This is a genomic window from Massilia soli (genome assembly GCF_016809835.1).
In the GTDB taxonomy this organism is placed as follows: domain Bacteria; phylum Pseudomonadota; class Gammaproteobacteria; order Burkholderiales; family Burkholderiaceae_D; genus Telluria_A; species Telluria_A soli.
This window is the reverse complement of sequence record NZ_JAFBIL020000002.1, coordinates 522,004-546,018: the sequence shown is the minus strand read 5'-3', so window position 1 is coordinate 546,018 and position 24,015 is coordinate 522,004. Positions and strand designations below refer to the sequence as shown.

Annotated in this window: 18 protein-coding genes and 1 other RNA gene; 6 read left to right on the top strand and 13 right to left on the bottom strand. The window is 63.5% G+C overall.

Annotated features, from left to right (window positions below; genetic code table 11):
- The first annotated feature begins 2 nt into the window (after window positions 1–2).
- From I4X03_RS06930 to I4X03_RS06920, 3 genes are all read left to right on the top strand, one after another.
- Entirely contained in the window at window positions 3–200 is a 198-nt protein-coding gene (locus I4X03_RS06930) for a YbdD/YjiX family protein (protein WP_169466982.1), read from the top strand.
- A gap of 339 nt (window positions 201–539) precedes the next feature.
- Complete coding sequence (locus I4X03_RS06925) at window positions 540–3,371, top strand: hybrid sensor histidine kinase/response regulator (RefSeq protein ID WP_223467436.1); 2,832 nt, start codon at window positions 540–542, stop codon at window positions 3,369–3,371.
- Between the two features lies 1 nt (window position 3,372).
- Window positions 3,373–5,481, top strand: coding sequence for a putative bifunctional diguanylate cyclase/phosphodiesterase (locus tag I4X03_RS06920; RefSeq protein WP_223467433.1), 2,109 nt, complete (start codon window positions 3,373–3,375; stop codon window positions 5,479–5,481).
- A gap of 33 nt (window positions 5,482–5,514) precedes the next feature.
- Here I4X03_RS06920 and I4X03_RS06915 read toward each other — a convergent pair whose 3' ends face one another.
- On the bottom strand, window positions 5,515–7,917 hold the full coding sequence (locus I4X03_RS06915; RefSeq protein WP_223467431.1) for a penicillin acylase family protein: 2,403 nt from the start codon (window positions 7,915–7,917) through the stop codon (window positions 5,515–5,517).
- 192 nt (window positions 7,918–8,109) lie between these two features.
- On the opposite strand from I4X03_RS06915, the gene I4X03_RS06910 reads away from it, so the two are divergent.
- Complete coding sequence (locus I4X03_RS06910) at window positions 8,110–8,397, top strand: hypothetical protein (RefSeq protein WP_223467429.1); 288 nt, start codon at window positions 8,110–8,112, stop codon at window positions 8,395–8,397.
- Here I4X03_RS06910 and I4X03_RS06905 read toward each other — a convergent pair.
- The 7 genes from I4X03_RS06905 to ubiD all read right to left on the bottom strand — a co-directional run bounded on the left by I4X03_RS06905 (window position 8,388) and on the right by ubiD (window position 15,444).
- Window positions 8,388–9,143 carry a DUF2334 domain-containing protein gene (locus I4X03_RS06905; RefSeq protein WP_223467426.1) on the bottom strand — a complete coding sequence of 252 codons (756 nt, stop codon included), beginning with the start codon at window positions 9,141–9,143 and terminating at the stop codon, window positions 8,388–8,390. The genes I4X03_RS06910 and I4X03_RS06905 overlap by 10 nt on opposite strands.
- Window positions 9,130–10,269 carry a glycosyltransferase gene (locus I4X03_RS06900; protein WP_223467425.1) on the bottom strand — a complete coding sequence of 380 codons (1,140 nt, stop codon included), beginning with the start codon at window positions 10,267–10,269 and terminating at the stop codon, window positions 9,130–9,132. The genes I4X03_RS06905 and I4X03_RS06900 overlap by 14 nt, the downstream gene beginning before the upstream one ends.
- Window positions 10,270–10,429: 160 nt before the next feature.
- A complete protein-coding gene (recR, locus tag I4X03_RS06895; protein ID WP_223467422.1) occupies window positions 10,430–11,020 on the bottom strand; it encodes a recombination mediator RecR in 591 nt (196 codons plus the stop codon).
- 8 nt (window positions 11,021–11,028) lie between these two features.
- Window positions 11,029–11,355 (bottom strand): YbaB/EbfC family nucleoid-associated protein, encoded by a 327-nt coding sequence (locus tag I4X03_RS06890; protein ID WP_223467420.1) that lies wholly within the window; start codon window positions 11,353–11,355, stop codon window positions 11,029–11,031.
- A 56-nt stretch (window positions 11,356–11,411) separates the two neighbouring features.
- Complete coding sequence (locus tag I4X03_RS06885; protein WP_223467418.1) at window positions 11,412–13,568, bottom strand: DNA polymerase III subunit gamma/tau; 2,157 nt, start codon at window positions 13,566–13,568, stop codon at window positions 11,412–11,414.
- Between the two features lie 252 nt (window positions 13,569–13,820).
- Window positions 13,821–13,919: signal recognition particle sRNA small type (gene ffs, locus I4X03_RS06880), an RNA gene on the bottom strand.
- A 40-nt stretch (window positions 13,920–13,959) separates the two neighbouring features.
- Window positions 13,960–15,444: a 4-hydroxy-3-polyprenylbenzoate decarboxylase gene (ubiD, locus tag I4X03_RS06875; RefSeq protein WP_223467416.1), complete on the bottom strand. Its 1,485-nt coding sequence runs from the start codon at window positions 15,442–15,444 to the stop codon at window positions 13,960–13,962.
- Window positions 15,445–15,925: 481 nt separating this feature from the next.
- Between ubiD and I4X03_RS06870 the strand changes: the two genes are divergently transcribed.
- Entirely contained in the window at window positions 15,926–16,840 is a 915-nt protein-coding gene (locus I4X03_RS06870) for a transglycosylase SLT domain-containing protein (RefSeq protein WP_370660489.1), read from the top strand.
- 190 nt (window positions 16,841–17,030) lie between these two features.
- Here I4X03_RS06870 and nusB read toward each other — a convergent pair whose 3' ends face one another.
- The 3 genes from nusB to ribBA are packed head-to-tail and all read right to left on the bottom strand — an operon-like array spanning window position 17,031 to window position 19,162.
- Window positions 17,031–17,498 (bottom strand): transcription antitermination factor NusB, encoded by a 468-nt coding sequence (gene nusB / locus I4X03_RS06865; RefSeq protein WP_223467414.1) that lies wholly within the window; start codon window positions 17,496–17,498, stop codon window positions 17,031–17,033.
- 30 nt (window positions 17,499–17,528) lie between these two features.
- Window positions 17,529–18,008 carry a 6,7-dimethyl-8-ribityllumazine synthase gene (gene ribH / locus I4X03_RS06860; protein WP_223467412.1) on the bottom strand — a complete coding sequence of 160 codons (480 nt, stop codon included), beginning with the start codon at window positions 18,006–18,008 and terminating at the stop codon, window positions 17,529–17,531.
- A 44-nt stretch (window positions 18,009–18,052) separates the two neighbouring features.
- Window positions 18,053–19,162 (bottom strand): bifunctional 3,4-dihydroxy-2-butanone-4-phosphate synthase/GTP cyclohydrolase II, encoded by a 1,110-nt coding sequence (gene ribBA, locus I4X03_RS06855; RefSeq protein ID WP_223467410.1) that lies wholly within the window; start codon window positions 19,160–19,162, stop codon window positions 18,053–18,055.
- A gap of 238 nt (window positions 19,163–19,400) precedes the next feature.
- Here ribBA and I4X03_RS06850 point away from each other — a divergent pair, with 238 nt between their 5' ends.
- On the top strand, window positions 19,401–22,217 hold the full coding sequence (locus I4X03_RS06850) for a M16 family metallopeptidase (protein WP_223467409.1): 2,817 nt from the start codon (window positions 19,401–19,403) through the stop codon (window positions 22,215–22,217).
- 70 nt (window positions 22,218–22,287) lie between these two features.
- On the opposite strand, the gene I4X03_RS06845 is transcribed toward I4X03_RS06850, so the two are convergent.
- On the bottom strand, window positions 22,288–22,902 hold the full coding sequence (locus I4X03_RS06845) for a riboflavin synthase (RefSeq protein ID WP_223467407.1): 615 nt from the start codon (window positions 22,900–22,902) through the stop codon (window positions 22,288–22,290).
- A 7-nt stretch (window positions 22,903–22,909) separates the two neighbouring features.
- Window positions 22,910–23,986 carry a bifunctional diaminohydroxyphosphoribosylaminopyrimidine deaminase/5-amino-6-(5-phosphoribosylamino)uracil reductase RibD gene (gene ribD / locus I4X03_RS06840; RefSeq protein ID WP_229428109.1) on the bottom strand — a complete coding sequence of 359 codons (1,077 nt, stop codon included), beginning with the start codon at window positions 23,984–23,986 and terminating at the stop codon, window positions 22,910–22,912.
- Between the last annotated feature and the right edge of the window lie 29 nt (window positions 23,987–24,015).

Here is a 24,015-nt window from a genome sequence, read left to right as displayed (position 1 = left end):
GCATGTTCGATAAACTGGCACAGGCGGGTCGCTATCTGGGGCAGAGCATGCGCCTGATGGTTGGCCTGCCCGAGTACGACACCTACGTTTCGCACATGGAGACCACCCATCCGGGACAACCCATGATGACGTACGAAGAGTTCTTCCGCGAACGGCAGGAAGCGCGCTACGGCAGTGCCCGAAGCGGGGGCTGCTGCTAGCTGCCAGCACCGGGGACGGCAGCACGCCGTCCTTTTTCTATTTAGTTCCGGATCACCGTCGTTCCCGCTTAAGCGGGAACCCATCCTCACGACAGTTCAGTTGCGTATGGGTTCCCGCCTGCGCGGGAACGACGCACGTTCCGCACCCGGAACAGCTTGCAACTGCGCAGATTGCAGCCGCGCATTGTCCCCATCCAGCCGCACCCTCCCCCTCTCTTGCGCCCGCTCAAAGTTGACCGGAATCTTTCCCCGTATATTTTTCCTGATGGAATTGCAATACTTTACGTAGTGAAATAGCTCATCCGCCTGCCCACTCGTCGTGCTTTCGCAGGAAAACACATGCTGAACTTTGAGCGCTCCAGTCTGAACAAGAAATTGACCATCATTTCGCTGTTGTCGACGGGCACGGCACTGCTGTTCGTGTTCGTTGCCTTCGCCGTCACATCGGTCTTGAATCATCGAAAGGACGAGGGCATGCAGCTCTCCTCCTTCGCCGGCGTAATCGGCGCAAACAGTGTCGATGCGTTGCTCTTCAAGAACCGCAAGCAGGCGCAGGCGACCTTGTCCGCACTCAAGGCGAAGGTGGAAATTTCCGACGCGATTTTGTACGACCGTAACGGCAAACCTTTCGCGCGCTACCTGCCGCCCGGCCATCTTGAGCAGGAGGACGAAGAGGTCCCCATGCTCGATACCGACGAAGATTCGCTGGCCGCCTACAACGCCCAGAGCACCACGATCTGGACGACGCGCATGCGCCTGTACCGCTCGATTCCCGCCGCCAACCAGCAAGTCGGCGTGGTGATGATCGAGGCCGACCTCACCAATATGTGGCTCGATGTCCTGAAAAGCCTGTCCGTGATCGCCTCCGCCATGTGCTGCTCGCTGGTGGTGGCGCTGCTGCTGGCCAGCCGCTTCAAAGGCAGCATTGCCGATCCCGTCACCAAGCTGATCAACGCAGCCCAGCGCGTGTCGGCCAGCCAGAACTACAGCCTGCGCATCCAGCACGACCGCACCGATGAACTCGGCAGCCTGATCGACAGCTTCAACGACATGCTGGCGCAGATCGAGGGCCGCGGCACCGCCCTGACCAACCATCGCGACGAACTGGAGCGCCAGGTCAGCGTGCGCACCGAACAACTGGAGAAGGCCAAGAATGCGGCCGAGGCTGCCAGCCGCGCGAAGAGCGCCTTCCTCGCCACCATGAGCCACGAGATCCGCACGCCGATGAATGGCGTGCTCGGCATGACAGAAATGCTGCTCGGCACGCCGCTGAATGACACGCAGCGCAATTTCACCAAGCTGGTCAAGCGCTCCGGCGAGCACCTGCTGGTGATCATCAACGACATTCTCGATTTCTCCAAGATCGAGGCCGGCAAGCTCAGCGTTGAATACATCAATTTCAACCTGTGGGACATGCTCGACGATATCAACACGGTCTACAAGCCGCAGGCCCAGGCCAAGGGCATCGCGCTGGACTTCGCCATCGCCAACGATATCCCGATCGCCATCTGCGGCGACCCGAACCGCTTGCGCCAGATCATGGCTAACCTGCTCGGCAACGCGCTCAAGTTCACCGACCGCGGCAATATCCTCGCAAAGGTCCAGGTCGTCTCGGAAGATCCCCAGGCGGTGACCCTGCGCTTTGAAGTCCACGATACCGGCATCGGCGTCTCGCGTGAGGCGCGCACCCGCATCTTCGAAGCGTTCTCGCAAGCGGACAGTTCAACTACCCGCCAGTACGGCGGCACCGGGCTGGGCCTGGCAATCTCGAAGCAGCTGGTCGAGCTAATGGGCGGCAAAATCGGGGTCGACAATGCTCTATCACAAGGATCGATATTCTGGTTCACGGTACCGTTCGACAAGCGCCGGGTCGACCCGGACGAGCCTGGTGCAGGCTTGCACACCATCGAGGGACTACGCGTGTTGATCGTTGACGAAGACCAGAGTAGCCGCCAGGAACTCCAACACCAGCTCGCCGCGTGGCGCGTGCGCACCGACAGCGCCGCCAGCGCGACCGAAGCGATCGACCGCCTGCTCGCCGCGTCGCGCGACGGCACGCCCTACGAAGTGGCGATCATCGACATGGACCTGCAGCGCACCAGCGGCCTCGCCATGGCCGCCGGCATCAAGGCCGATCCGGCCACCCGCAACACCCGCATCCTGCTTCTGAGCAGCGACCGGCTGGCGGCCGATCCGGTGCAGCGGCGCGAGGCCGGCGTGGCCTACCAGATGATCCGTCCGGTGCGTGCCGGCGACCTGTTTGAATGCCTCGCCACGCGCCAGCGCATGCCGGTGACCGCGCCGGGCGGCATCACCTCCCCGCCGCCTTCCGCGCCCCACGTCAACCAGCGTCCGCGCCTGCGCAAGGTGCTGCTCGCCGAAGACAATCCGGTCAACGTGGAAGTGGCCACCGCCATGCTCGACAGCCTGGGGCTCGACGTCCACTGCGTCTCGAACGGCCAGGAGGCCGTCAAGGCCGCGCGCAGCGGCGAGTACGACATCGTACTGATGGACTGCCAGATGCCGGTGATGGACGGCTTCGCGGCCACCGCCGAAATCCGCCGCAGCGAGCACCAGAACAGCCGCTCGCGCACGCTGCCGATCATCGCCATCACCGCCAATGCGCTGCAGGGCGACCGCGAAGCCTGCCTGGCTGCCGGCATGGACGATTACCTGAGCAAGCCATTCACGCAGCAGCAGCTGGGCGCCGTCATCGGCCGCTGGGTCGTGCTGCCGATGCCATCGACGGTGCACCACGACGACGAGCCATCGTATCTCGCGCCGCCCCCCAAGGCAGCTCCTTCGGTGACGGAGCGCGACGTCATCAACCGCCACGCACTCGACAACATCCGCGCGCTATCCAGCGACCGCGGCGACGCGCTGGTGCAGAAGGTAGTCGAGGCCTTTGTCGGCGACACGCCACAGCAGTTGCAGGCGCTGCGATGTGCCATCGCAACCGTCGATGCGAACAACCTGCGCAAGACCGCGCACAGCCTGAAGTCGAGCAGCGCCAATGTCGGCGCCGAAGCGCTCGCGCAGCTGTGCAAGGAAATGGAAAACCTGGGGCGCATCGACACCACCGAAGGCGCCTCCAGCATCCTCACCGACATGGAGCTGGAATTCCAGGCAGTGCGGGATTCTCTCAGTGCCATCCTAGAGAAGGAACATTGACATGCCCGTATCCAAACCTGCCAAGCGCGGTGTCGTCCTCGTTGCGGACGACGATCCGGTCATGCGGCTCTTGATGCTCGAGATGCTCGGCCAGGTCGGACTCGACGCGGTGGAAGCCGAGGACGGCCGCCAGGCCGTATCGCTGTTCCAGAATATGACGCCCGACCTGATCCTGATGGACGTCGACATGCCCAACATGGACGGCTTCGCGGCCTGCCGCGAAATCCGCCGCATTGAAACCGGCTCCGCCGTCCCGATCATCATGGTCACCGGCGGCGACGACATCGAAGCCGTCACCAGCGCCTACGAAGTCGGCGCCACCGACTTCGTCTCGAAGCCGATCAACTGGCCAATCCTCGGCCACCGCGTGCTGTACGTGCTGCGCGCCAGCGACGCCATCGTCAGGCTGCGCATCGCCGACGCCCACAACCGCGCGGTGCTCGCCGCCATTCCCGACACCTTCTTCCGCCTGAACAAAGACGGCTTCTACCTCGACTACGAGCAAGGCCACGACGCCTCGGCCGCCTTCCCCACCGAGAACTGCGTCGGCAAGCACATCACCGACGTGTTCCCGACCGAGATCGCCGAACGCCTGCTCGACCAGATGCGCGCCGTGCTCGAGACCCAGCATATCCGTTCGGTCGACTATGAACTGATCCGCTTCGGCGCGGTGCAGCACTTCGAAGCGCGCCTGGTCGCCACCGGACCCGAGGAAGTACTCGGCCTGGTGCGCGACATCAGCGAGCGCAAACGCACCGAAGAACAGATCCGGCGCCTGGCCTATTGCGACAGCCTCACCGGCATTCCAAATCGCCAGGCATTCCTTGAAACGCTGGAGCGCGAGCTGCATCGCTCAAAGGTCGGCAACAAGAAGTTCGCGGTGCTGTTCATGGATCTCGACGCCTTCAAGCGCATCAACGACACGCTCGGCCACAACGTCGGCGACCAGCTGCTCAAGATCGTGTCTGAACGCCTGCGCGAAACCATCCGCCCCAGCGACCTGGTATCGCGCGGCGACCAGGCCACCAACCTCGCGCGCCTGGGCGGCGATGAGTTCACGATCCTGATTCCTGACCTGGAACGGGTCGAGAACGCGCTCAATGTCGCCCACCGTGTCAAGGAAGCGATGCGCCGCTCCTTCATCATCGAAGGCAACGAGATCTTCGTCACCGCCAGTATCGGCATCTCGCTGTTCCCCGAAGACGGCGACGACTGCGACTCGCTGCTCAAGTACGCCGACACCGCGATGTACCACGCCAAAAACTGTGGCAAGAACAACGCCAAGCTATACAGCTCGTCGCTGACCATGCAGATCATGAGCCACGTGAAGCTGGAAGTCGGGCTGCGCAAGGCGCTCAAGAACGATGAGCTATACCTGCTCTACCAGCCGCAGATCGACGTGCGCACCACCGAAATCGTCGGCGTCGAAGCGCTGATCCGCTGGCGCCATCCCGAGCGCGGCATCATCTCGCCCAACGAGTTTATCCCGCTGGCCGAAGAAACGGGCTTGATCGTGCCGATCGGGGAATGGGTGCTGCGCACCGCCTGCCACCAGGCCAAGCTATGGCAGCGCCAGACCCAGCGCCTGGTGCGCATGGCGGTAAATTTATCGGCAAAGCAGTTCAAGGACGAGAACCTGACGCAGATTGTGATCTCGGCGCTGCACGACACCGGGCTCGATCCGAAGCTGCTGGAACTGGAGCTGACCGAAGGCACGCTGATGGACGATGCGCGCGCGACCATGGTCACGCTGGAACAGCTACGGGCGATAGGGGTGTATCTGTCGATAGACGATTTCGGCACCGGGTATTCGTCGATGAACTACCTGAAGCGCTTCGATGTGCGCGCGCTTAAAATCGACAAGAGCTTCATCAGCGGGCTGCCGCAGGATTCCGAGAATGCGGCGATCACGCGGGCGATCATCGCGATGGCGCATGGGCTGAAAATGGCGGTGGTGGCCGAAGGCGTCGAGACCGATGAACAGCTGGTGCTGCTGCAGCAGCTGGGCTGCGACATGGTGCAGGGCTTCTATCTGGGGCACCCGTCGCCGCATGAATCGATCGCGCTGATGCTGCAGAAGGTCTGCGCGATCGCGGCTCCGGCGAAGTAGCTCGGCGGGTAGGCCGCAGGCGCACCCGCCGAATCACGGCGCCAATACCAGCGTATGCTTCGCCGCCCCCGGCAAAAACGGCGTCGCCTTGCCCGCCACCCAATCCTGATGCCCGCTGAGGAAGAACGGCGACAACGGATGTCCGCTCTGCCCGCCGGGCATGTTAAACACCCCCTCCTCCTCGCGTCCCGGCGACACCGTCATGCGCTGCGACTGCCCGAACTTGGCTCCCGCCACCCGCGGCATGTTGGCGTCCCCGGGCAGCATGTCCGCCGGCGCCGACAGCCAGCGCTTCAGGAACGGCACCGCATTGCCGATCGGATGCACGATGGTCGCGGTATTCCGCTCGCCCCACGTCGCCGCCGACAGCTGCTTGCCGTCCTCGGTCAGATCCTCAATCACCGCATCGATCGCCGCCAGCTGCACGTCCTTCCAGCTCCGGTACGATGACGGCAGCCACCCGGCCGGCTGCTCGTCGAGCAAGCGCGCCACCACCGCCGGCCAGCGCGAACTGGCGCTACCTGCCGTCGCCTTTTCATCCAGCGACGCCATCTGCGCATTCGCGCCGCCATACAGCACTTCGTGCAGCGACCACATGAAATGGCGCGCCAGCCGGTAGCCCACCGAGTCGACACTCGCGCGTCCGCTCCAGCTTTGCTTCAGCAGGCGCTGGAACTCGGCCCGCTGCGGCTTGCCTTCCAGCGCCGCAGCATCGAGCACCTTGAGCGCGCGTTCGCGCCACGGTGTCATGAAAATAGCGCGGTCGTCCATCGCAATGCCGTACACCCCGGCGACATCGGCTCCCGTTCCCAATGCGCTCAGCTGGTCGCGCACCTGGCGGTTGCGCGCGCCGATATCGAAGCCGCCGTCGCCGATCACCTGCGCGCCCGCTCCGTTCAACTGGCGGCTGTTGGCCGTCGACAGCTGGCCGCCCGCCGGATTGCGCAGCACCGGGTAGTCGCTTGGCGCAAGCGCCGTTTGCCATCCCGCCGCCGCGTCGCCCGCGGCCATCGGGAACGTCGATGCGATGCCTGGCTCCGCCCGGCCCGCCATCGCGCCGACGATGGTCCAGCCGATGTTCCCCTGGTCGTCGCCGGCGACGAAGTTCTGGGCCGGGATACCCACCGTCGCCGCCGCCGACAGCGCCGCGTCGAGCGTATCGGCCGATTCGAACTTCATCGGGTTGAGGTTGATGGCCTGATCGGCATGCGCGATCCAGTGGATCGCATAGTTCTTGCCGCCCGCCTCGCGCAGCGGCCCGTACGTCGTGCTGCGGACCTCGAATTGTTCGGCGGGAGCGCCCTTCACGAGGATCGTCTCGACATGCCGTTCCGGCTTTTCCCAACCCGACGGGGTCTGCACTTCACCCGGCCGCGCAGCGTCGGTGCCGACTTCCACCAGGTCGAGGTAGTCGCCATAGCTGTTGGTGAATCCCCACGCGACCTTGCCATTGCTGCCAACGACCACCAGCGGCGGCGCGCCGGGCAGGCTGACGCCGGAAACGCGGCGCATCGTGCCGTCGGCTGACGGGAAGCGCAGCGCCAGCCGGTACCAGGTATTCGGCAGCTGGATCCCGAGGTGCATGTCGTCGGCGACAATCGCGGCGCCATGCTTGCTGCGGCTGCCCGCCAGCGCCCAGTTGTTGCTGCCGACCGAGTCGACGAAATCGACGGCGGCGATGCGGGCCGGCTTGCCGCCCGGCGGCTTGCCCCACCAAGCGGGCGCGCGTTCAGGCAGCGGCACGGCAGGCGCCGCGATGCTGTCGGCGTCGATCGGCGCGTCCCAAGCGGTCGCTTCCGGCAGCAGGAAGGCCAGCTGCGCCGCGCTTGTGTTATCGCGGATCCAGCCGCGCGCCAGTTCGCGCGGTTCGAGCATGCCCTGCAGGTCGAAGTACATCGCCCACACCACCAGCAGCGAATCGGCCGGCGCCCATGGCCGCGGCGCCGCGCCAACCAGCGCATATTCAAAAGGCCGCGACGCCAGCGCGCCAAGGCCGTCGTTGACCCCGGCCGTGTAGCGCTCGAGGAAGCGGCGCTCGGCCGGCGTCATCTTCGCCAGCGCGGCGTCGGCGCGGGCGCGGAAGCGGTGCAGCCGGTGCGATTTGTCGACCGGTATCGCGCGCGCACCAAACAGCTCGGCCAGCTCGCCTGAGCCGACGCGGCGCAGCAAGTCCATCTGGAAGAACCGCTCCTGTCCATGGACGAAGCCGGTGGCATAGGCGACATCCTCGCGGTGGTTTCCGCTGATGGTCGGAATGCCCTGGGCATCACGCACGATAGTCACCTCGGCCGACAGGCCCGCAGCAGGGCGGCGCCCATCGAGCTGCGCCAGGCCGCCGCGCAGGAACAGCCAGACTCCCACCATGCCAAGTACCAGCAGAGCCACCAGTGTCAGCGCTACCCGCACTGTCCAGATCTTTACGCCACGCTTTGCCATCGTTATCCTTTTTTTGTCTCCGGCAGCGATATTGCCAGAAAAACCCGACGCGCAAAATGAGAACGTTCGGGCGCGGCGCAAACACAGGTTCCCCGAATCGGTTTGATGTAAATCACACGTGGTTAATGTAGGGCTTTTAAGCTTGGAGGAAGCTGGCGCGCAGGCGTCTGTCGATGCTTTCAGGAGACCACCATGCTTCGTTACACCGTTTTATTAGTCACGGCCCTGCTGGCAGCCGGGTGCGCTACCCCTGAGCAGCGCGCCGCCAGCATGCAGGCCGAAATGGAGCGCATGATGCGGGTTTACGGTCCCGCCTGCGCCAGACTGGGATTTTCTGCCAATACCGATCAATGGCGCGGCTGCGTTTTGCAGCTGAGCGCCAAAGACGACATGGATCGCTATGGCTACCACCCATACTATTACGGCGGATTGTCGCGCCGCCACTGGAGTGTGGGCGCCGGGTGGGGGCCCTACTGGTAGGTCCGGGCAAAGGCCGCCTTGGTGAGCGGCATGCGCGAGTCGAGCAGGCGGGCGATCAGGCCCTGGGCGTGGCGCACCAGCGCAGGGTGGTGTGCGTCTCGTGGATGCAGCGACAGGCGCACCAACGGCGCGCATCTGAGCAGATAGGCCGTGGTGGAAGCGGCCATCGGCGACAACGCCCTGCCCCCCTTGTTGCGCGCCGCGTACACCAGGCTGGGCGAAAACACCTGCCTGTCGCGCTCCAGCAGGTGGAAATGCGCAAAGGTCGTCGTATAAAGAAAAGGGAAAGTATGGACGGCCTGCCATGCCTTGGGGCCGATCAGCCATGCCGGCGCAACAAAGCCGTGCACCGGCCAGCCGCGCTCGCGAAACCATTCCAGCCCCAGCGCGATGCGGCGCCGCGCATCTTGCTCGTCGATGGCGGCAAACTCGCCTTCGCCTTCGGTGTACACGGTGCGCAGCAGCGCGCTGAACGGACCGGCGCGCGCCGCGCCGTCATCGATATGGGTATACCCGTGCAAGGCAAGCTCATGGCCGTGCGCCAGCATGCGTTCGAGGGTGGTTTCCAGCGCCTGTGAACGCCTGCCACTTCCCCGGTAATGGGGAATCACCAGCCAGGTCAGCGGGATGTCCGCCACCGCGCGCACCGCCTGCATCAGTACTTCGCACTCGGCCCAGGTATCGGGCGCCACGTCATGAATTGAAACACAAACGCTGCCCGGGTCATGCTCTTCATTCTGCAACAATGATTCGCTCCGCTTCGAGTTCCGCCCGTTCACGCGAGGCGAGCAAGCCGGCATAGCGCTGCAGCAGTTGCGGCATGATGTGGTTCCAGTCGTACTGCTCGCGCGCCCGGCGCATGGCGTTCTTGCCAAGCTGCGCCATATCGCAGCGGTAGATCGCCTCAATACCCTCGCAAAGATGCGCGGCGCTGTTCGGTTCGACCAGGATTCCGGTCGACGGTTCCACCAGCTCCGCCACGCCGCCGCCGGTCGTCCCGACCACCGGGATGCCGCATGCCATCGCTTCGAGCACGATCAGCCCGAAGGTTTCGCGGTCGCCGGGATGCACCAGCACGTCGCAGCTGGCGATCAGCCGCGCCAGGTCTTGCTGGTTGCGCTTGAACGGGATGCAGGTCATCCGGTCGAGCGGCGGCAGTTTCATGCCGCCTCCGATCAGCAGCAAGTGGTAGGGATGGCCAAGCCGGCGCACCGCTTCGATTAGCAGGTGCAGCTTTTTTTCGGCCGTAAACCGGCCGGCATAGACCAGCAGCCGGGTGTCCGGCGCCAGCTTCAGGTGCTCGCGCAATGAATTGACGCGCCGCCGTGGCGAGAAGGTGCCGACATCGATACCCAGCGGCTGGTGAAACGCGCCGCGCACGCCCAGGCTGTCAAGCTGCTGCACCATGTGTTTGCTGGGCGCCACGACCAGGTCGAACTGGCGGTAGAGATGGGACAGGTAGGCGCCCGCCGCCCTGGCCGCCGCGCTGCCGATGCGGTCGCCGATCAGGCGCGGCAGGTCGGAGTGATAAAAGGCGACCGCCGGAATGTTCAACCTGCGCTTGACCCGCAACGCCGCCCACGCGCAGTGGCCGGCGTCGCCCACCTCGATCAGGTCAGGCTGCAGGCGCTGCAAAATGCGCGCCGTTGCCGCGATCGACCACGGCATCCGGTAGCCGTGAATGCCAGGAAACGGGAAGGAGGGAACGGTAACAAGCGAGCGCGTCTTGCCGTTGGTGGTCGGGACGTTCGGGCTGACGATGGTATGGCGGATGCGCGTTCGCTGGGTGAGCCAGCGCGCCTTGGCGTTGAGATATGTACTGACGCCACCACCGCGGGCGGCGTAGAACATCGTGATGTCGGCGATATGCATACATTGGCTTCACAAATTGAGAAACCACGATATCAGCGCGGTCGTTGCGGGGTTTGAGCGCACGCAAACGGGCCGACCCGTTCCACGCAGGAATAGCGCTGGCGCAAGGCGCCGCGGTGAATATGGTGTAGATGAGCTCGCTTGAAAGCGTGGCGCCGCGTCAGGTGCTGCGGCGGTCGAGCATGGCCCGCGCGATCGTGCCGGCATCGACATATTCCAGTTCGCCGCCCACCGGTACGCCGCGCGCCAGCCGGCTCACTTTGAGCCCGCGCGCCTTCAGCATTTCGCTGATGTAATGCGCGGTCGCTTCGCCTTCGTTGGTGAAGTTGGTGGCCAGCACCACTTCGCCGACGACGCCGTCGGTTGCCCGCGCCACCAGTTTTTCCAGATGGATGTCTTTCGGGCCGATGCCGTCCAGCGGCGACAGCCTTCCCATCAGCACAAAATACAGTCCCTTGTAAGTCAGGGTCTGCTCGATCATCAGCTGGTCGGCAGGCGTTTCGACCACGCACAGCATGGCCTTGTCGCGCCGTTCATCCAGGCAGGTGTCGCAGATTTCGGTTTCGGCGAAGGTATTGCACAGCGCGCAGTGATGCACGTTGTCGACCGCCTGGTACAGCGCGCGCGACAGCATGGTGGCGCCTTCGCGGTCGTGCTGCAGCAGGTGGAATGCCATGCGCTGCGCCGATTTCGGGCCGACGCCGGGCAAACGGCGCAAGGCTTCGGTGAGGAAATCTAGCGAGCTGGACATTAAGACGCTTAGAACGGCATCTTGAAGCCGGCTGGCAGGTTCATGCCTGCGGTCATGCCACTCATCTTTTCAGCGGACGTGGTCTCGGCCTTGCGCACCGCGTCGTTGAAGGCGGCGGCGACCAGGTCTTCCAGCATGTCCTTGTCGTCGGCCAACAGCGACGGGTCGATCGATACGCGCTTGACGTCGTTCTTGCAGGTCATGACAACCTTGACGAGGCCGGCGCCCGACTGGCCTTCGACTTCGATCAGGGCCAGCTGTTCCTGCGCCTTTTTCATGTTGTCTTGCATGGCTTGCGCCTGTTTCATCAAGCCTGCGAGCTGGTTCTTCATCATGGTGGTGTTCTCCGAAATCTAAGAGTAGGACAAATATTGGTGTGAAAATTCTGTGTTCAAGCCGCTGCGGCAGGCGGCGGGCGAATCGAACCCTGGACCACGAAGGCGCCGAACTCGCGCATCAGGTCCTTGACGAACGGGTTGTTGACCACGGTTTCCTCGGCCTTGCGCTGGCACTCTTCGCGGAATGCCTGGGCTTCGGCGCTAGCCGTGTACCAGACGTGGCCGATCTCGATATCGACCGCAACCTTGGTGCCGGTGAAGCGTTCCTGCAGGGCCGCGGCCAGCTTGTCGCTGTTGCCGCTGGCACGCAGGGTGTCGATCGGCACACGCAGCTTGAAGGTGGTGACGTTGCCGTCGACCGTGCAGTCGACCAGTTCGGTCTGGAACGCCAATTGCTGGGCGACGCCGCGCAGCGCCAGTCCGGCCGCAAGGCCGGGCCAGTTGCCGTCCCAGTCGATCTCGGGCACCGGCGTGATGACATACGCATGGCGCGGCGCTGCCGGTGCGCGCACCGCTGCCGGCGCGGCGGCGACGGCTGGCGCTTCCTGCGCTACTGCGGTGTCGTCGGAAAACTCCATCACCCACGATGGCGGGCCATCGTCGGGTTCCGGCTGGTTGTCACTTTGCTGGACCGCCTGCGGCTGCTGCCGGGGCGGCGCGGCCGGGGCGGATGGCTGCTCCCACGGCGGCGGCGCGCCTGGCGCGGCTTGCACTGCCGGCGGCGCTTCCACCGGCGCAGGCGCTGGCGGCGCGGTTGGCGCCGCCAGCGCCGCTTGCGCGCTGTTCTGGTCGGCCTGGATCGACATCGCGGTCGGGCGTTTCTGACCGCCGCCCTGCCCGCGGCTGGCGGAACGGGCCGCTTCCAGCGCGGCGTTGATCGCGGCGCGCGCGGAACTCATTGCAGGTGCCGGGGCCGACGGCGCCGCTGCGGGCGCTGCGGGCGCTGCGGGCGCTGCTTGCTGCAGCGGCGCCGCTGGTACCGGCACCACTGCCGCATGGCTTGCCACGGCGGCCGATTCGGCGCGGGCCGGCGGCGTCGGTGCGCGCGGCGCTTGCGGCGCTGGGCGCGCGGTGACCGGTGCGGCTGGCGCCACGCCGTCGGCGCCGCCATTGCCCGGGCGGAAAGCCAGCATCCGCAGCAGCGTCATGGTGAAGCCCGCGTATTCATCGGGCGCCAGGCCGATCTCGTTGCGGCCATGGACCACGATCTGATAATACAGCTGCACTTCCTGGGCATCGAACTGCGTGGCCAGGCGCTGGATGTCGGCCAGCTCCGGCAGGTCCGCCGGCACCGCCGACGGCACACTTTGCGCCAGCGCGATCCGGTGCAGCAAGGTGCCCAGGTCTTGCAGCGCGCCGTTGTACGACAGGCTGCGGCTGGCCATTTCGTCGGCCACCGCCATCAGGTCGGCGCCATCTTGTTGAAGCAGCGCGTCGAGCAGGCGAACCAGGTAAGACTGGTCGAGCGCGCCAAGCATGCCCTGCACCGCTTCGAGCGTGACCTGGCCTGCCGCATACGCGATGGCCTGGTCGGTCAGCGACAGCGCATCGCGCATCGAACCGTGCGCGCCTTGCGCCAGCAGGCGCAGCGCCGGCTGTTCGAAGGTGATGCCTTCCTGACCGAGGATGTTTTCAAGGTGGCCGATGATGTGCCCCGGCGGCATCTGCTTCAGGTTGAACTGAAGGCAGCGCGACAGCACGGTGACGGGAATTTTTTGCGGGTCGGTGGTCGCTAGGATGAACTTGACGTGGGCAGGCGGCTCTTCCAGCGTCTTCAACATCGAGTTGAAGGCGTGGTTGGTGAGCATGTGCACCTCGTCGATCATGTAGACTTTGTAGCGCGCGTTCGATGGCGCGTACACGGCCTGTTCGAGCAGTTGCGCCATTTCGTCGACGCCGCGGTTCGATGCCGCATCCATCTCGATGTAGTCGACGAAGCGGCCGGCATCGATGGCGGTGCAGGCGTCGCACACGCCGCAGGGCTGCGCGGTCACGCCGCCGCTGCCGTCAGGCCCGATGCAGTTAAGCGACTTGGCGAGGATGCGCGACAGCGTCGTCTTGCCGACACCGCGGGTCCCGGTAAACAGGTAGGCGTGATGCAGGCGGCCAGTCTGTAGCGCGTGCGTCAGGGCGCGCACTACGTGCTCCTGGCCGACGAGCGTTTCGAAATTCTTGGGGCGATACTTACGGGCGAGGACTTGATAGGACATGCTTGGATTTTACCGTATGTGGCTTGCCGGGTCGTCGCGACGAATCGCGCAAAACGACATTGTATCAGACCGATAATTGGGGCAATTTGCCAAACGTCGTTCCCGCGAAAGCGGGGATCCATGCTGGGCTAGCAGTAGGGGAAACGCAAAATGAGCATGGGTTCCCGTTTTCACGGGAAGTCGGTTCCGGCAATGCCGGGAACGACGCTGAGCTGTTCCGAGGAGATTTTGATACTAAGAAGAGAAAACGAAAGAGGCGAGCCTGATCTGCGGCACTTATGGTGAACAGCCGTGGCTGCTTCCTTCCGGACCTGACCAGGTTAGCCGTGCCACAATGCGCAGGGGCCCGCCAGCGATCATTATAACCGACCCGCGGGATTTATGGGGTCACTTAAATTCCCAGCTCCTGCCACATCGCGTCGACCCGTTTCTTGACCTCATCGGTCATCGAAATCGTCGTGCCCCACTCGCGATTGGTCTCGCCCGGCCACTTGTTGGTCGCGTCGATACCCATCTTGCTGCCCAGCCCACTGACCGGCGAGGCGAAATCGAGATAGTCGATCGGCGTGTTATCGACCATCACGGTATCGCGGACCGGGTCGACCCGCGTGGTGATCGCCCAGATCACTTCCTTCCAGTCGCGGATATTCACGTCCTCGTCGACCACCACGATGAACTTGGTATACATGAACTGGCGCAGGAAGCTCCACACCCCGAACATCACGCGCTTCGAATGGCCGGCGTACTGCTTCTTCATCTGCACCACGGCCATGCGGTAACTGCAGCCTTCCGGCGGCAGGTAGAAGTCGGTGATCTCGCTGAACTGCTTTTGCAGCAGCGGGATGAACACCTCGTTGAGCGCAACACCCAGCACCGCCGGCTCGTCGGGCGGCTTGCCTGTATAGGTAGAGTGATAGATCGGGTCGCGCCGCATCGTGATGCGGTCGATGGTAAACACCGGGAAGCTGTCCTGCTCATTGTAATAGCCGGTATGGTCGCCATACGGGCCTTCCAGCGCGTGCTCATAGCCGCTTGGGTGGTTCTGGTCCGGATAGATATGCCCTTCCAGCACGATCTCGGCATTCGCCGGTACCCGCAGCTCGCTGCCGATCGCCTTCGTCAGTTCGGTGCGGCTGCCGCGCAGCAGGCCGGCGAACTGGTACTCGGACAGGCTGTCCGGCACCGGCGTCACCGCGCCGAGGATGGTCGCCGGGTCGCAGCCAAGCACCACGCACACCGGATACGGCTGGCCCTTGGTCTGGATCGCGTGCTCGCGGAAGTCGAGCGCGCCGCCGCGGTGCGCCAGCCAGCGCATGATCACCTTGTTCGGCCCGATCACCTGCTGGCGGTAGATGCCGAGGTTCTGGCGCTTCTTGTGCGGGCCCTTGGTGACCACCAGCCCCCATGTGATCAGCGGCGCCACATCGCCCGGCCAGCAATGCTGGATCGGCAGGCGCGCCAGGTCGACGTCGGCACCCTCCCAGACGATCTCCTGGCACGCCGCGCCGCGCACCTCTTTCGGCGACATGTCCCACACCGCCTTTACCAGCGAGCCCATGCCCATCAGGTCCTTGAAGCCCTTCGGCGGCTCGGGCTCCTTCAGCCGCGCCAGCACGTGGCCGATCTTGCGCAGCTCGGAGATATCGTCCGCGCCCATGCCCAGCGCCACCCGGCGCGGGGTGCCGAACAGGTTGGCCAGCACCGGGATCGTATGGCCGGCGGGGTTCTCGAACAGCAGCGCAGGCCCCTCCGCGCGCAGCGTACGATCGCAGATTTCGGTCATCTCGAGATAGGTCGACACCGGCGCGGTGACCCGTTTCAATTCGCCTATTTGTTGCAATTGGGAAATAAAGTCGCGTAAATCAGAGTATTTCATCAGTTTCTTCTTTTTTTGAGAACAACGGAGTTGTTGAAATAGCTACGGCAAGTTGTTGATTTATCAGGGAATTGTTGCGTCGCAGCACAGAAAGTCATACCTAAAAGTAATAAAGACCAATCGTGTTAGTATTGACTTGATATAAGGCAGCCCCTACAATTTGCTCTAAATTGATGAGTCAGGGCGTCGAAAGACATGATTTTAGCCTGTTCTCATACTTTCACGGGGTCGGGGCCCCAATGACATTTAATGGAGTGTTTTCTACAGGCGTCTGCCTAACTCCCCCGAAAAAAGTTGTTTAGCCACTGGTCAAATACCTTAGGGAACCACCAGCTGTAGCAAGCAATGACGGCGTAAATCGACCGGATCGCGGCACCCGCGAACGGGATGATGGACGATATTTCTGATGCACGGCAAGAGTCAGACCGTTGCCCTATACGGCAGCGACGGGATCACTTTTTCCGCGACAAAGGGGAATTCGATGACAAATCGTTTCAACGGGGCGACAGCTAAGCTCGCCCAAACCATGGCCATTCAGCCGATCACGTGGGTTTCCGTGACCAAGGCGGCCCGTGGCGTGCTGACTACAGCACAACACACCCTGACCATTTTCGGTCTCTCGGCAGTAGCGGTATTGGCTTTGCTCTACGCCAACCCGGACCTGGCGAAACAGTTCTACCAATTCGTGGCGCCGGAACCAATGCCGGTGGCTAAGATCGAAGCACCGCAGACGTCCGCACTGATGGCCGCGGCGCCGGCCGAAGAGGCAGAAGAACCGCAATCGGTGCACCACAAAGCGATTGAAGGCACCCGCAAGCAGCAGGAATTCGTTACCTCGTGGCTGGCCAAGCGTTATCGCGTCGCCGGCGACGCGGCCGACATGCTGGTATCGACGGCATACCTGACCGCCAGCGAAATGAAACTTGATCCGCTGCTGATCCTGGCCGTGATGGCGATCGAATCGCGCTTCAATCCGTTTGCGGAGAGCCCAGTGGGCGCGCAAGGCTTGATGCAGGTCATGTCCAAGGTACACAAGGATAAATTCCACTCGATGGGCGGCACCCAGGCAGCACTAAACCCGGTCGCCAACATCCGCGTCGGTTCGCAGATCCTGAAAGAGTACGTGACGCGTGGCGGTTCGGTCGAAGCCGGCCTGAAGCGGTATGTCGGCGCGGCGGCTTTCGAGACCGATTCGGGCTATGGCTCGCGCGTACTGGCTGAATACCAGCGCCTGAAGCTAGTTGCTCGCGGCAAGAACGTACCGACCTTCACCCGCCCTGCTCCAGCGACCATGGTTGCGGACAAGGCGGCGCCAGCGGCGCCGGTAGCGCCAGCGCCAAAGGTTGAAGCGCCGGTTGTCACCGAGGCGCCGAACGAGGCGATCGCCGGCCTGTAATCAGCCGCGATCTATATATATAAGAAGGCCACCGCGGATTGCGGTGGCTTTTTTTTGCCTGTGCCGCCGTCGCAGCCGCGAAACCCAAGCCCTGCGCCCGGCTTCAGCATGGAGGCGCACCTGCGCGGGAAGGACGTAAAAAAAGCCACCAGTGCAGCGCACGGTGGCTTTCTTGTGGGCCAAACGCAGCTTAACGGCGCGTCGCCGCCACTTCATCGGCACGCAACACCGGCGCCAGCTTGTCCAGCACGCCGTTCACATACTTGTGGCCGTCGATACCGCCGAACGACTTGGTCAGCTCGACCGCCTCGTTGATGACGACGCGGTAAGGAATGTCCAGGTTGTTCTTCAGCTCATACGCGCCGATCAGCAGCACGCCGTGCTCGATTGGCGACAGTTCGGCCACGCCGCGGTCGATCAGCGGCGCGAATGCTTCACGCAAGGCCACCGACTCCTGGATCGCGCCATACAGCAATGCCGCGAAATAGTCCGCATCGGCCTTCTCGAAGCCGTGCGCGGCGCGGATATTGTTGACGACCGTGGTCGCTGGTTCATTATTCAGCAGCCACTGGTACAGGCCCTGCAAGGCAAACTCGCGCGCCCGGTGACGCGGCGTGCGGTTCTTGCTGGGATTGGCGTGGATCGATTTGTCAGTCATGGTTTCTTACCTGTTCTATTACTGTTCTTCTTAGTCTTCGTCGGCTTGCAGGTCTTCCAGCGCCAGCAGCAGGTTGGCCATTTCAACGGCCACGCGCGCCGCATCGGCGCCCTTCTCTGCCATGCGTGCTTCGGCCTGCTCGTCGTTCTCGGTGGTCAGGACCGCGTTGGCGATCGGCATGCCGTAGTCCAGCGAGATGCGGGTAATGCCAGCGCCCGATTCGTTCGACACGAGTTCAAAGTGGTAGGTTTCGCCGCGAATCACCGCGCCGAGCGCGATCAAGGCGTCGAACTGCTGGGTCTCTGCCATTTTCTGCAGGGCCAGTGGAATTTCCAGCGCGCCCGGCACGGTCACGTGCAGGACATCTTCGTCGCTGATGCCGAGGTGCTTCAGCTCTGCCAGGCAGGACGACAGCAGGCCGTGGCCCACGTCGGCGTTAAAGCGTGCCTGGACGATACCGATGCGCAGGCCAGCCCCTGTCAGATTGCTTTCATAAGTTCCTACGGTCATGGTCGGCCCCTTTTGTCTTGTGGTTAGTGATGAATAGTACCGCGTCAGGCGGCCGGTTTGGCAAGATAACCGGTAACTTCCAGGTCGAAACCTGTCATCGACGGCATCTTGCGCGGGCTTGCCAGCAACTGCATCTTGCCGACGCCGAGGTCTTTCAGGATCTGCGCCCCGATACCGTAGGTGCGCAGGTCCATCGACGCCGCGCGGCCCTGCGGGCGCGCTTCGGTGTCCAGCGCCGCAAACTGGGCGAACAGCTGCTCGGCCGTCTCGCCGCAATTGAGCAGCACCATCACGCCGCGTTCGGAATCCTTGATTGCCTGCATTGCCGACGCCATCGTCCACGAGTGGGTGGTGGCTTTGCTTTCCAGCAGGTCGAGCACCGAAACAGGCTGGTGCACGCGCACCAGGCATTCCAGGTTCGGCGCCAGGTCGCCATGGACCATGGCGAGGTGGGCGCTGCCGCTTGGCTTGTCGCGGAAGGCGATCAGGCGGAAGTCGCCGAAAATCGTGCTCATCGAACGCTCGGCCACGCGCTCGACCAGGCATTCGTTCTCGCTGCGGTAGTGGATCAGGTCGGCAATGGTGCCGATCTTGAGGTTGTGCTCCCTGGCGAACTCCAGCAGGTCTGGCAGGCGCGCCATGGTGCCGTCGTCCTTCATGATCTCGCAGATCACCGACGCCGGCGTCAAGCCAGCCATTTCAGTCAGGTCGCAGCCAGCTTCGGTATGGCCAGCGCGCATCAGCACGCCGCCCTTTTGCGCTTTCAGCGGGAAAATGTGGCCCGGCTGGACGATGTCGTTCGGCACCGCGCCCTTGGCGACCGCCACCTGGATGGTCTTGGCGCGGTCGGCGGCGGAGATACCGGTGGTCACGCCCTCGGCCGCTTCGATCGACACGGTGAAGTTGGTGCCGAATGAGGTGCCGTTACGCGTCGTCATCATCGACAGGTCGAGCTGGTTGCAGCGCTCCTCGGTCAAGGTCAGGCAGACCAGGCCGCGCGCATGCTTGATCATGAAATTGATTGCTTCCGGGGTCACGAAATCGGCGGCGAGAACCAGGTCTCCCTCGTTTTCGCGATCTTCCTCATCGACCAGGATGACCATGCGCCCTGCGCGCAACTCGGCAACAATTTCCTGGGTAGTGGAGATAGACATGAATGTTCCTCAAGACGGACAAGTAAAGCGTAATCCGCTATTTTAAAGGATTTACCAGCTTCCCACCGGCATTAGGCCCAGCAATACCCCGATCGGCTTCGGCCAGCGCATCCCCCGCATCGTTGTTGTTACAAATCAACAACAGATCATGCTGAGGTGGCATTCGGACGCTACAGCGATCGCCCGGCCATAAGGAGTAGAATTCCGGCACCGATACCGATGCCAGGAAGATGTGCCGATGACCACCAACTTCGTCAAGACCGTATGCGTTAGCGCTTTCCTGCTCTTGTATTCGATCGCCGGCCACGCCGCGATCAACCTGGCCGACACCATCCCCGTCGGTCCGCAGGTCAAGGTCGGCAAGCTGCCCAATGGCCTGACCTACTACATCCAGAACAACGACAAGCCGCAAAAGAAACTCGAACTGCGCCTGGTCGTGAAAGCCGGCTCGATCCTCGAGGACGAAGACCAGCTGGGCCTCGCCCACTTCACCGAGCACATGGCCTTCAACGGCTCGGCCAACTTCAAGAAGCACGAACTGGTCTCGTACCTGCAATCGATCGGCGTCAAGTTCGGGGCAGACCTGAACGCCTACACCAGCTTCGACGAAACGGTCTACATCCTGCCGATTCCGACCAACCGCAAGGCCAACGTCAACAAAGGCTTCCTGGTGCTGAAGGACTGGGCCGGCGGCCTGACCTTCAACCACGACGACATCGACAAGGAGCGCGGCATCGTGCTGGAAGAGCACCGTCTCGGCAAGGGCGCGAACGACCGCATGAACAAGGTCCTGCTGCCGAAGATGTTCAACGGCTCGCGCTATGCCGACCGCCTGCCGATCGGCACCGAGGCGGTACTGCAGAACTTCAAATACGACGCCCTCAAGCGCTTCTACCGCGACTGGTACCGCCCCGACCTGATGGCCGTGATCGCAGTGGGCGACATCGAACCGAAGGAAGCCGAGCGCCTGATCAAGCTGCACTTCGGCGCCCTGAAGAACCCGGCCAACCCGCGCCCGCGCGAGTACGCCACGATCCCGGCGCGTTCGGAGACCGAAGCGCTGGTCATCACCGACAAGGAGGCGAGCAACGATTCGCTGCTGATCCGCTATCCGGTGCAGGAATCGATCGAGAAACCGACCTTCGGCGACTATCGCGAAAAACTGGTTGAAGGCATGTTTACCGGCATGCTGAGCCAGCGCATGCAGGAACTGTCGCAGCAAGCCGCCCCGCCCTTCATCGGCGGCAGCAGCAACATCAGCCGCCTGACCGCGCGCTACAAATCGTACACCGCGTTTGCCGCGCTCGGCAAAGGCGGCGCCACGCCCGCCATCGACGCACTGGTGCAGGAGAATGAACGCGCGCGCCAGTTCGGCTTCAGCGCGGGCGAGCTGGAACGCGCCAAAAAGAACCTGATGCGCTTTTACGAACGCGCCTACAACGAGCGGGACAAGACCGACTCTGCCAGCTATGTCGGCGAGTACGTGCGCAACTTCCTCGAGCAGGAAAGCATTCCCGGCATCGAAAGCGAATACCGCTACGTGCAGGAGATGGTGCCGGGCATAACGCTCGACGAGATCAACAAATACACGCGCGAGACCATTCCAGACAGCTCGGCCAAGCTGGTCGTCTACATGGGGAACACCAATAGCGACGCGCCGATCCCGACCAGCGCGCAGCTGCTCTCGGCTGTCGCGGCGGCCGAGAAGACCGTGGTCAGCGCGCGTGACGACAAGGCCGTCGCCGCCGACCTGATGGACCAGTTGCCGAAACCCGGCAGCATCGCCAGCGAATCGCACGACGCCGCGCTGGGTCTCACCCGCCTGACGCTGTCGAACGGCGTCAAGGTGATCCTCAAGCCGACCGACTACCGCAACGACCAGGTGCTCATGAGCGCGGTGCGTTTCGGCGGCCAGATGCTGTTCGACGAAAACGACGCCTACAACTCGCGCTACGCCAGCTCGATCATCGCCAGCATGGGCCTGAAGGACTACTCGCCGCTTGACCTGCAAAAGGTGTTGGCCGGGAAGTCAGCCACGGTGCGCGCGGGCCTGGGCAGCAATACCGATATCGTCAGCGGCAGCGCCGGCAGCAGCGACATTGAAAGCATGCTTCAGCTGGTGCACCTGCAGTTCAACGGCGTGCGCCGCGACTCGGATTTGTACAAGTCGTTCATCGCGCGCCAGGTCGACGCCGCGCGCAACGCGATGACGCAGCCGGAGATGGTGTTCCGCGACGCGATCATCACCACGCTGTACAACAACCACCCGCGCGTGGCACGCACCGCGCGCCCGGAAGATTTTGCGAAGGTGAACCTGGACCGCGCGATCGAGATCTACAAGGCGCGCTTCGGCAGTGCCAAGGGGCTGACCTTCATCCTGGTCGGCAGCTTCGACGTCGCGCGCATCAAGCCGCTGCTGGCCACCTATCTCGCGAGCCTGCCGACGCCCGACATTCCGGTTGAAGCGAGGGATACCGGCGTTCGCCCGGTGGCCGGCATCGTCAAGAAGGATGTGCGAAGCGGCTCCGAGGCCAAGAGCAATGTATCGATCAACTTCACCGGCAAGGCGCAGTTCTCGGAAGAAGAGCAACTGCGCTTCCACGCGCTGCTTGAAGTGATGAATATCCGGATCACCGATATCCTGCGCGAGAAGCTGGCGCTGATCTACGGCGGCGGCATGAACGGAAGCCTGAGCAAGATCCCGTACGAGAACTACGCGATTGCGGTATCGCTGCCGACCGGCCCGGACAATGTCGACAAGGTGCTGGCCGCGACCTTCGCGGAGATCGAGCAGATCAAGGAAAAGGGTCCGGACGTGGCGGACCTGAACAAGGTGAAGCAGAACTGGATCCAGAGCCACCAGAAATCACTGCGCGAGAACGGCTATTGGATCAATCACCTGCAGACGGCGCTGCTGCATGAGACCGACCCGGGGTCGATCCTGACGTACGAGAAGCAGGTGGCGGCGATTACGCCAGCGCAGGTGAAGGAAGCGGCGAAGCGGTACTTCAACATGAACAATTACGTGCAGGTGGTGCTGTACCCGGAGAAGTAAAGCGTACATGCAGTCGTGCAGGGCGGAAGGACGAAGCGTCATCCGCCCTGCGATGTACGCCCGGTTGCCGCTACGACTTCAACGACAACATCCGCTCGACATACCTGGCAATCAGGTCAATCTCCAGATTCACCTTGCTGCCGGCACGGAGATGCTTCAGCGTCGTCACCGAAATCGTATGCGGAATCAGGTTGATCGAGAATCGGCAAGCGCCGTCGATATCCTCAACCCGGTTCACGGTCAGCGACACGCCGTTGACGACCACCGATCCCTTGAAGGCCAGGAATCGCGCCAGGTCTCGCGGCGCATCGATCACCAGCTCCCACGACTCGCCGACCGGCTCGAACCGGTGCACTTGCCCCAACCCGTCGACGTGACCTGACACCAGGTGCCCGCCCAGCCGCTCGGCCAGGGTCAGCGCCTTTTCAAGATTTACTTCACCGGCGGCATCGAGCCCCGCGGTGCAGTTCAGGCTCTCGCGCGAGACATCGACGCTGAACGCCTGTTCGGTTTTCGACACCACCGTCATGCAGGCGCCATTGATCGCAATCGAGTCGCCCAGCGCGACGTCCTGCAGCGGCAGGCCGCCGGACGAAATATCGAGACGGACGCCCGCATCCTGGCCGCCCTCGAGCGGGGTAACGGAGGTAATTTTGCCGACAGCGGCGACGATTCCAGTAAACATGCGGCTTTTAATCCTGTTGTGGGGTGAATCTTGCAAGGATACGCAAGTCGTCGCCAACCTGCCGAACCTCGTGGAATTTGAGGGTGATCTTCGCGTCGAGCCGCTCGGGCGCCTGCAGCGCAAACATGCCCTGCGCGTCGCCAATCAGGCACGGCGCGATGTACACCAGCAGCTCGTCGACGCAGCCTTCGCGCACCAGCGAGCCGTTCAGCTTGGACCCGGCTTCGACATGCAGCTCGTTGATCTCGCGCCGCCCAAGCTCGAGCATCAGGGCCGGAAGGTCCACTTTGCCTGCAGCATTCGGCAACAAAATCACTTCGTTGCCGGCGGCGGCCAGCGCCGCTTCCTTGTCGGGATTACCGACCGCGGCGACGATCCAGGTGCCGCCACCGGCGAGCACCTTCGCGTCCAGGCCGATGTCCAGCTTGCTGTCGACGACGATGCGGCGCGGCTGGCGCGGCGTATCCACCGCGCGGACGTTCAGCTGCGGATCGTCGGCCTTGACGGTGCCGATCCCGGTAAGAATGGCGCAGGCGCGGGCGCGCCAGGCGTGTCCATCCGCGCGTGCTTCCGGCCCGGTGATCCACTGGCTCTCGCCGCTGTGCAGCGCGGTCATGCCATCGAGGCTTGCTGCGGCCTTCATGCGTACCCATGGCCGCTTGCGCTGCATGCGCGAGAAGAATCCGATGTTCATCTCGTAGGCCTGGTCGGCCAGCAGGCCGGCGCTGACCGCGATGCCCGCCGCAGCGAGTTTGGCCATGCCCTGCCCCGCCACCAGCGGATTCGGATCGGCGATCGCGGCGACCACGCGGCCCAGGCCTTCGCGCACCAGCGCATCGGAGCATGGCGGCGTGCGGCCGTGATGGTTGCATGGTTCAAGCGTGACGTAGGCAGTGGCCCCGCGCACGTCGTGGCCGCGCTCCTTTGCGTCGCGCATTGCCATGATCTCGGCGTGCGCCTGGCCGGCAGGCTGGGTGTGGCCCGCGCCAATGACTTCGCCGTCGCGCACGATCACGCAGCCCACGCGCGGGTTCGGCGTGGTGGTGTACATGCCCTTGGCTGCCAGTGCCAGGGCAAGCGCCATGCCATCGGTATCGTTAAGTATCTGCACAG

Coding starts and splice junctions, on each gene's coding strand:
- I4X03_RS06915 (WP_223467431.1), bottom strand. CDS start 7,917: ATGGCAAAGCGTGGCGTAAAGATCTGGACAGTGCGGGTAGCGCTGACA.
- nusB (WP_223467414.1), bottom strand. CDS start 17,498: ATGACTGACAAATCGATCCACGCCAATCCCAGCAAGAACCGCACGCCG.
- ubiD (WP_223467416.1), bottom strand. CDS start 15,444: ATGAAATACTCTGATTTACGCGACTTTATTTCCCAATTGCAACAAATA.
- I4X03_RS06900 (WP_223467425.1), bottom strand. CDS start 10,269: ATGCATATCGCCGACATCACGATGTTCTACGCCGCCCGCGGTGGTGGC.
- I4X03_RS06870 (WP_370660489.1), top strand. CDS start 15,926: ATGACAAATCGTTTCAACGGGGCGACAGCTAAGCTCGCCCAAACCATG.
- recR (WP_223467422.1), bottom strand. CDS start 11,020: ATGTCCAGCTCGCTAGATTTCCTCACCGAAGCCTTGCGCCGTTTGCCC.
- I4X03_RS06930 (WP_169466982.1), top strand. CDS start 3: ATGTTCGATAAACTGGCACAGGCGGGTCGCTATCTGGGGCAGAGCATG.
- I4X03_RS06850 (WP_223467409.1), top strand. CDS start 19,401: ATGACCACCAACTTCGTCAAGACCGTATGCGTTAGCGCTTTCCTGCTC.
- I4X03_RS06885 (WP_223467418.1), bottom strand. CDS start 13,568: ATGTCCTATCAAGTCCTCGCCCGTAAGTATCGCCCCAAGAATTTCGAA.
- I4X03_RS06890 (WP_223467420.1), bottom strand. CDS start 11,355: ATGATGAAGAACCAGCTCGCAGGCTTGATGAAACAGGCGCAAGCCATG.
- ribD (WP_229428109.1), bottom strand. CDS start 23,986: ATGGCGCTTGCCCTGGCACTGGCAGCCAAGGGCATGTACACCACCACG.
- ribH (WP_223467412.1), bottom strand. CDS start 18,008: ATGACCGTAGGAACTTATGAAAGCAATCTGACAGGGGCTGGCCTGCGC.
- ribBA (WP_223467410.1), bottom strand. CDS start 19,162: ATGTCTATCTCCACTACCCAGGAAATTGTTGCCGAGTTGCGCGCAGGG.
- I4X03_RS06925 (WP_223467436.1), top strand. CDS start 540: ATGCTGAACTTTGAGCGCTCCAGTCTGAACAAGAAATTGACCATCATT.
- I4X03_RS06920 (WP_223467433.1), top strand. CDS start 3,373: ATGCCCGTATCCAAACCTGCCAAGCGCGGTGTCGTCCTCGTTGCGGAC.
- I4X03_RS06845 (WP_223467407.1), bottom strand. CDS start 22,902: ATGTTTACTGGAATCGTCGCCGCTGTCGGCAAAATTACCTCCGTTACC.
- I4X03_RS06910 (WP_223467429.1), top strand. CDS start 8,110: ATGCTTCGTTACACCGTTTTATTAGTCACGGCCCTGCTGGCAGCCGGG.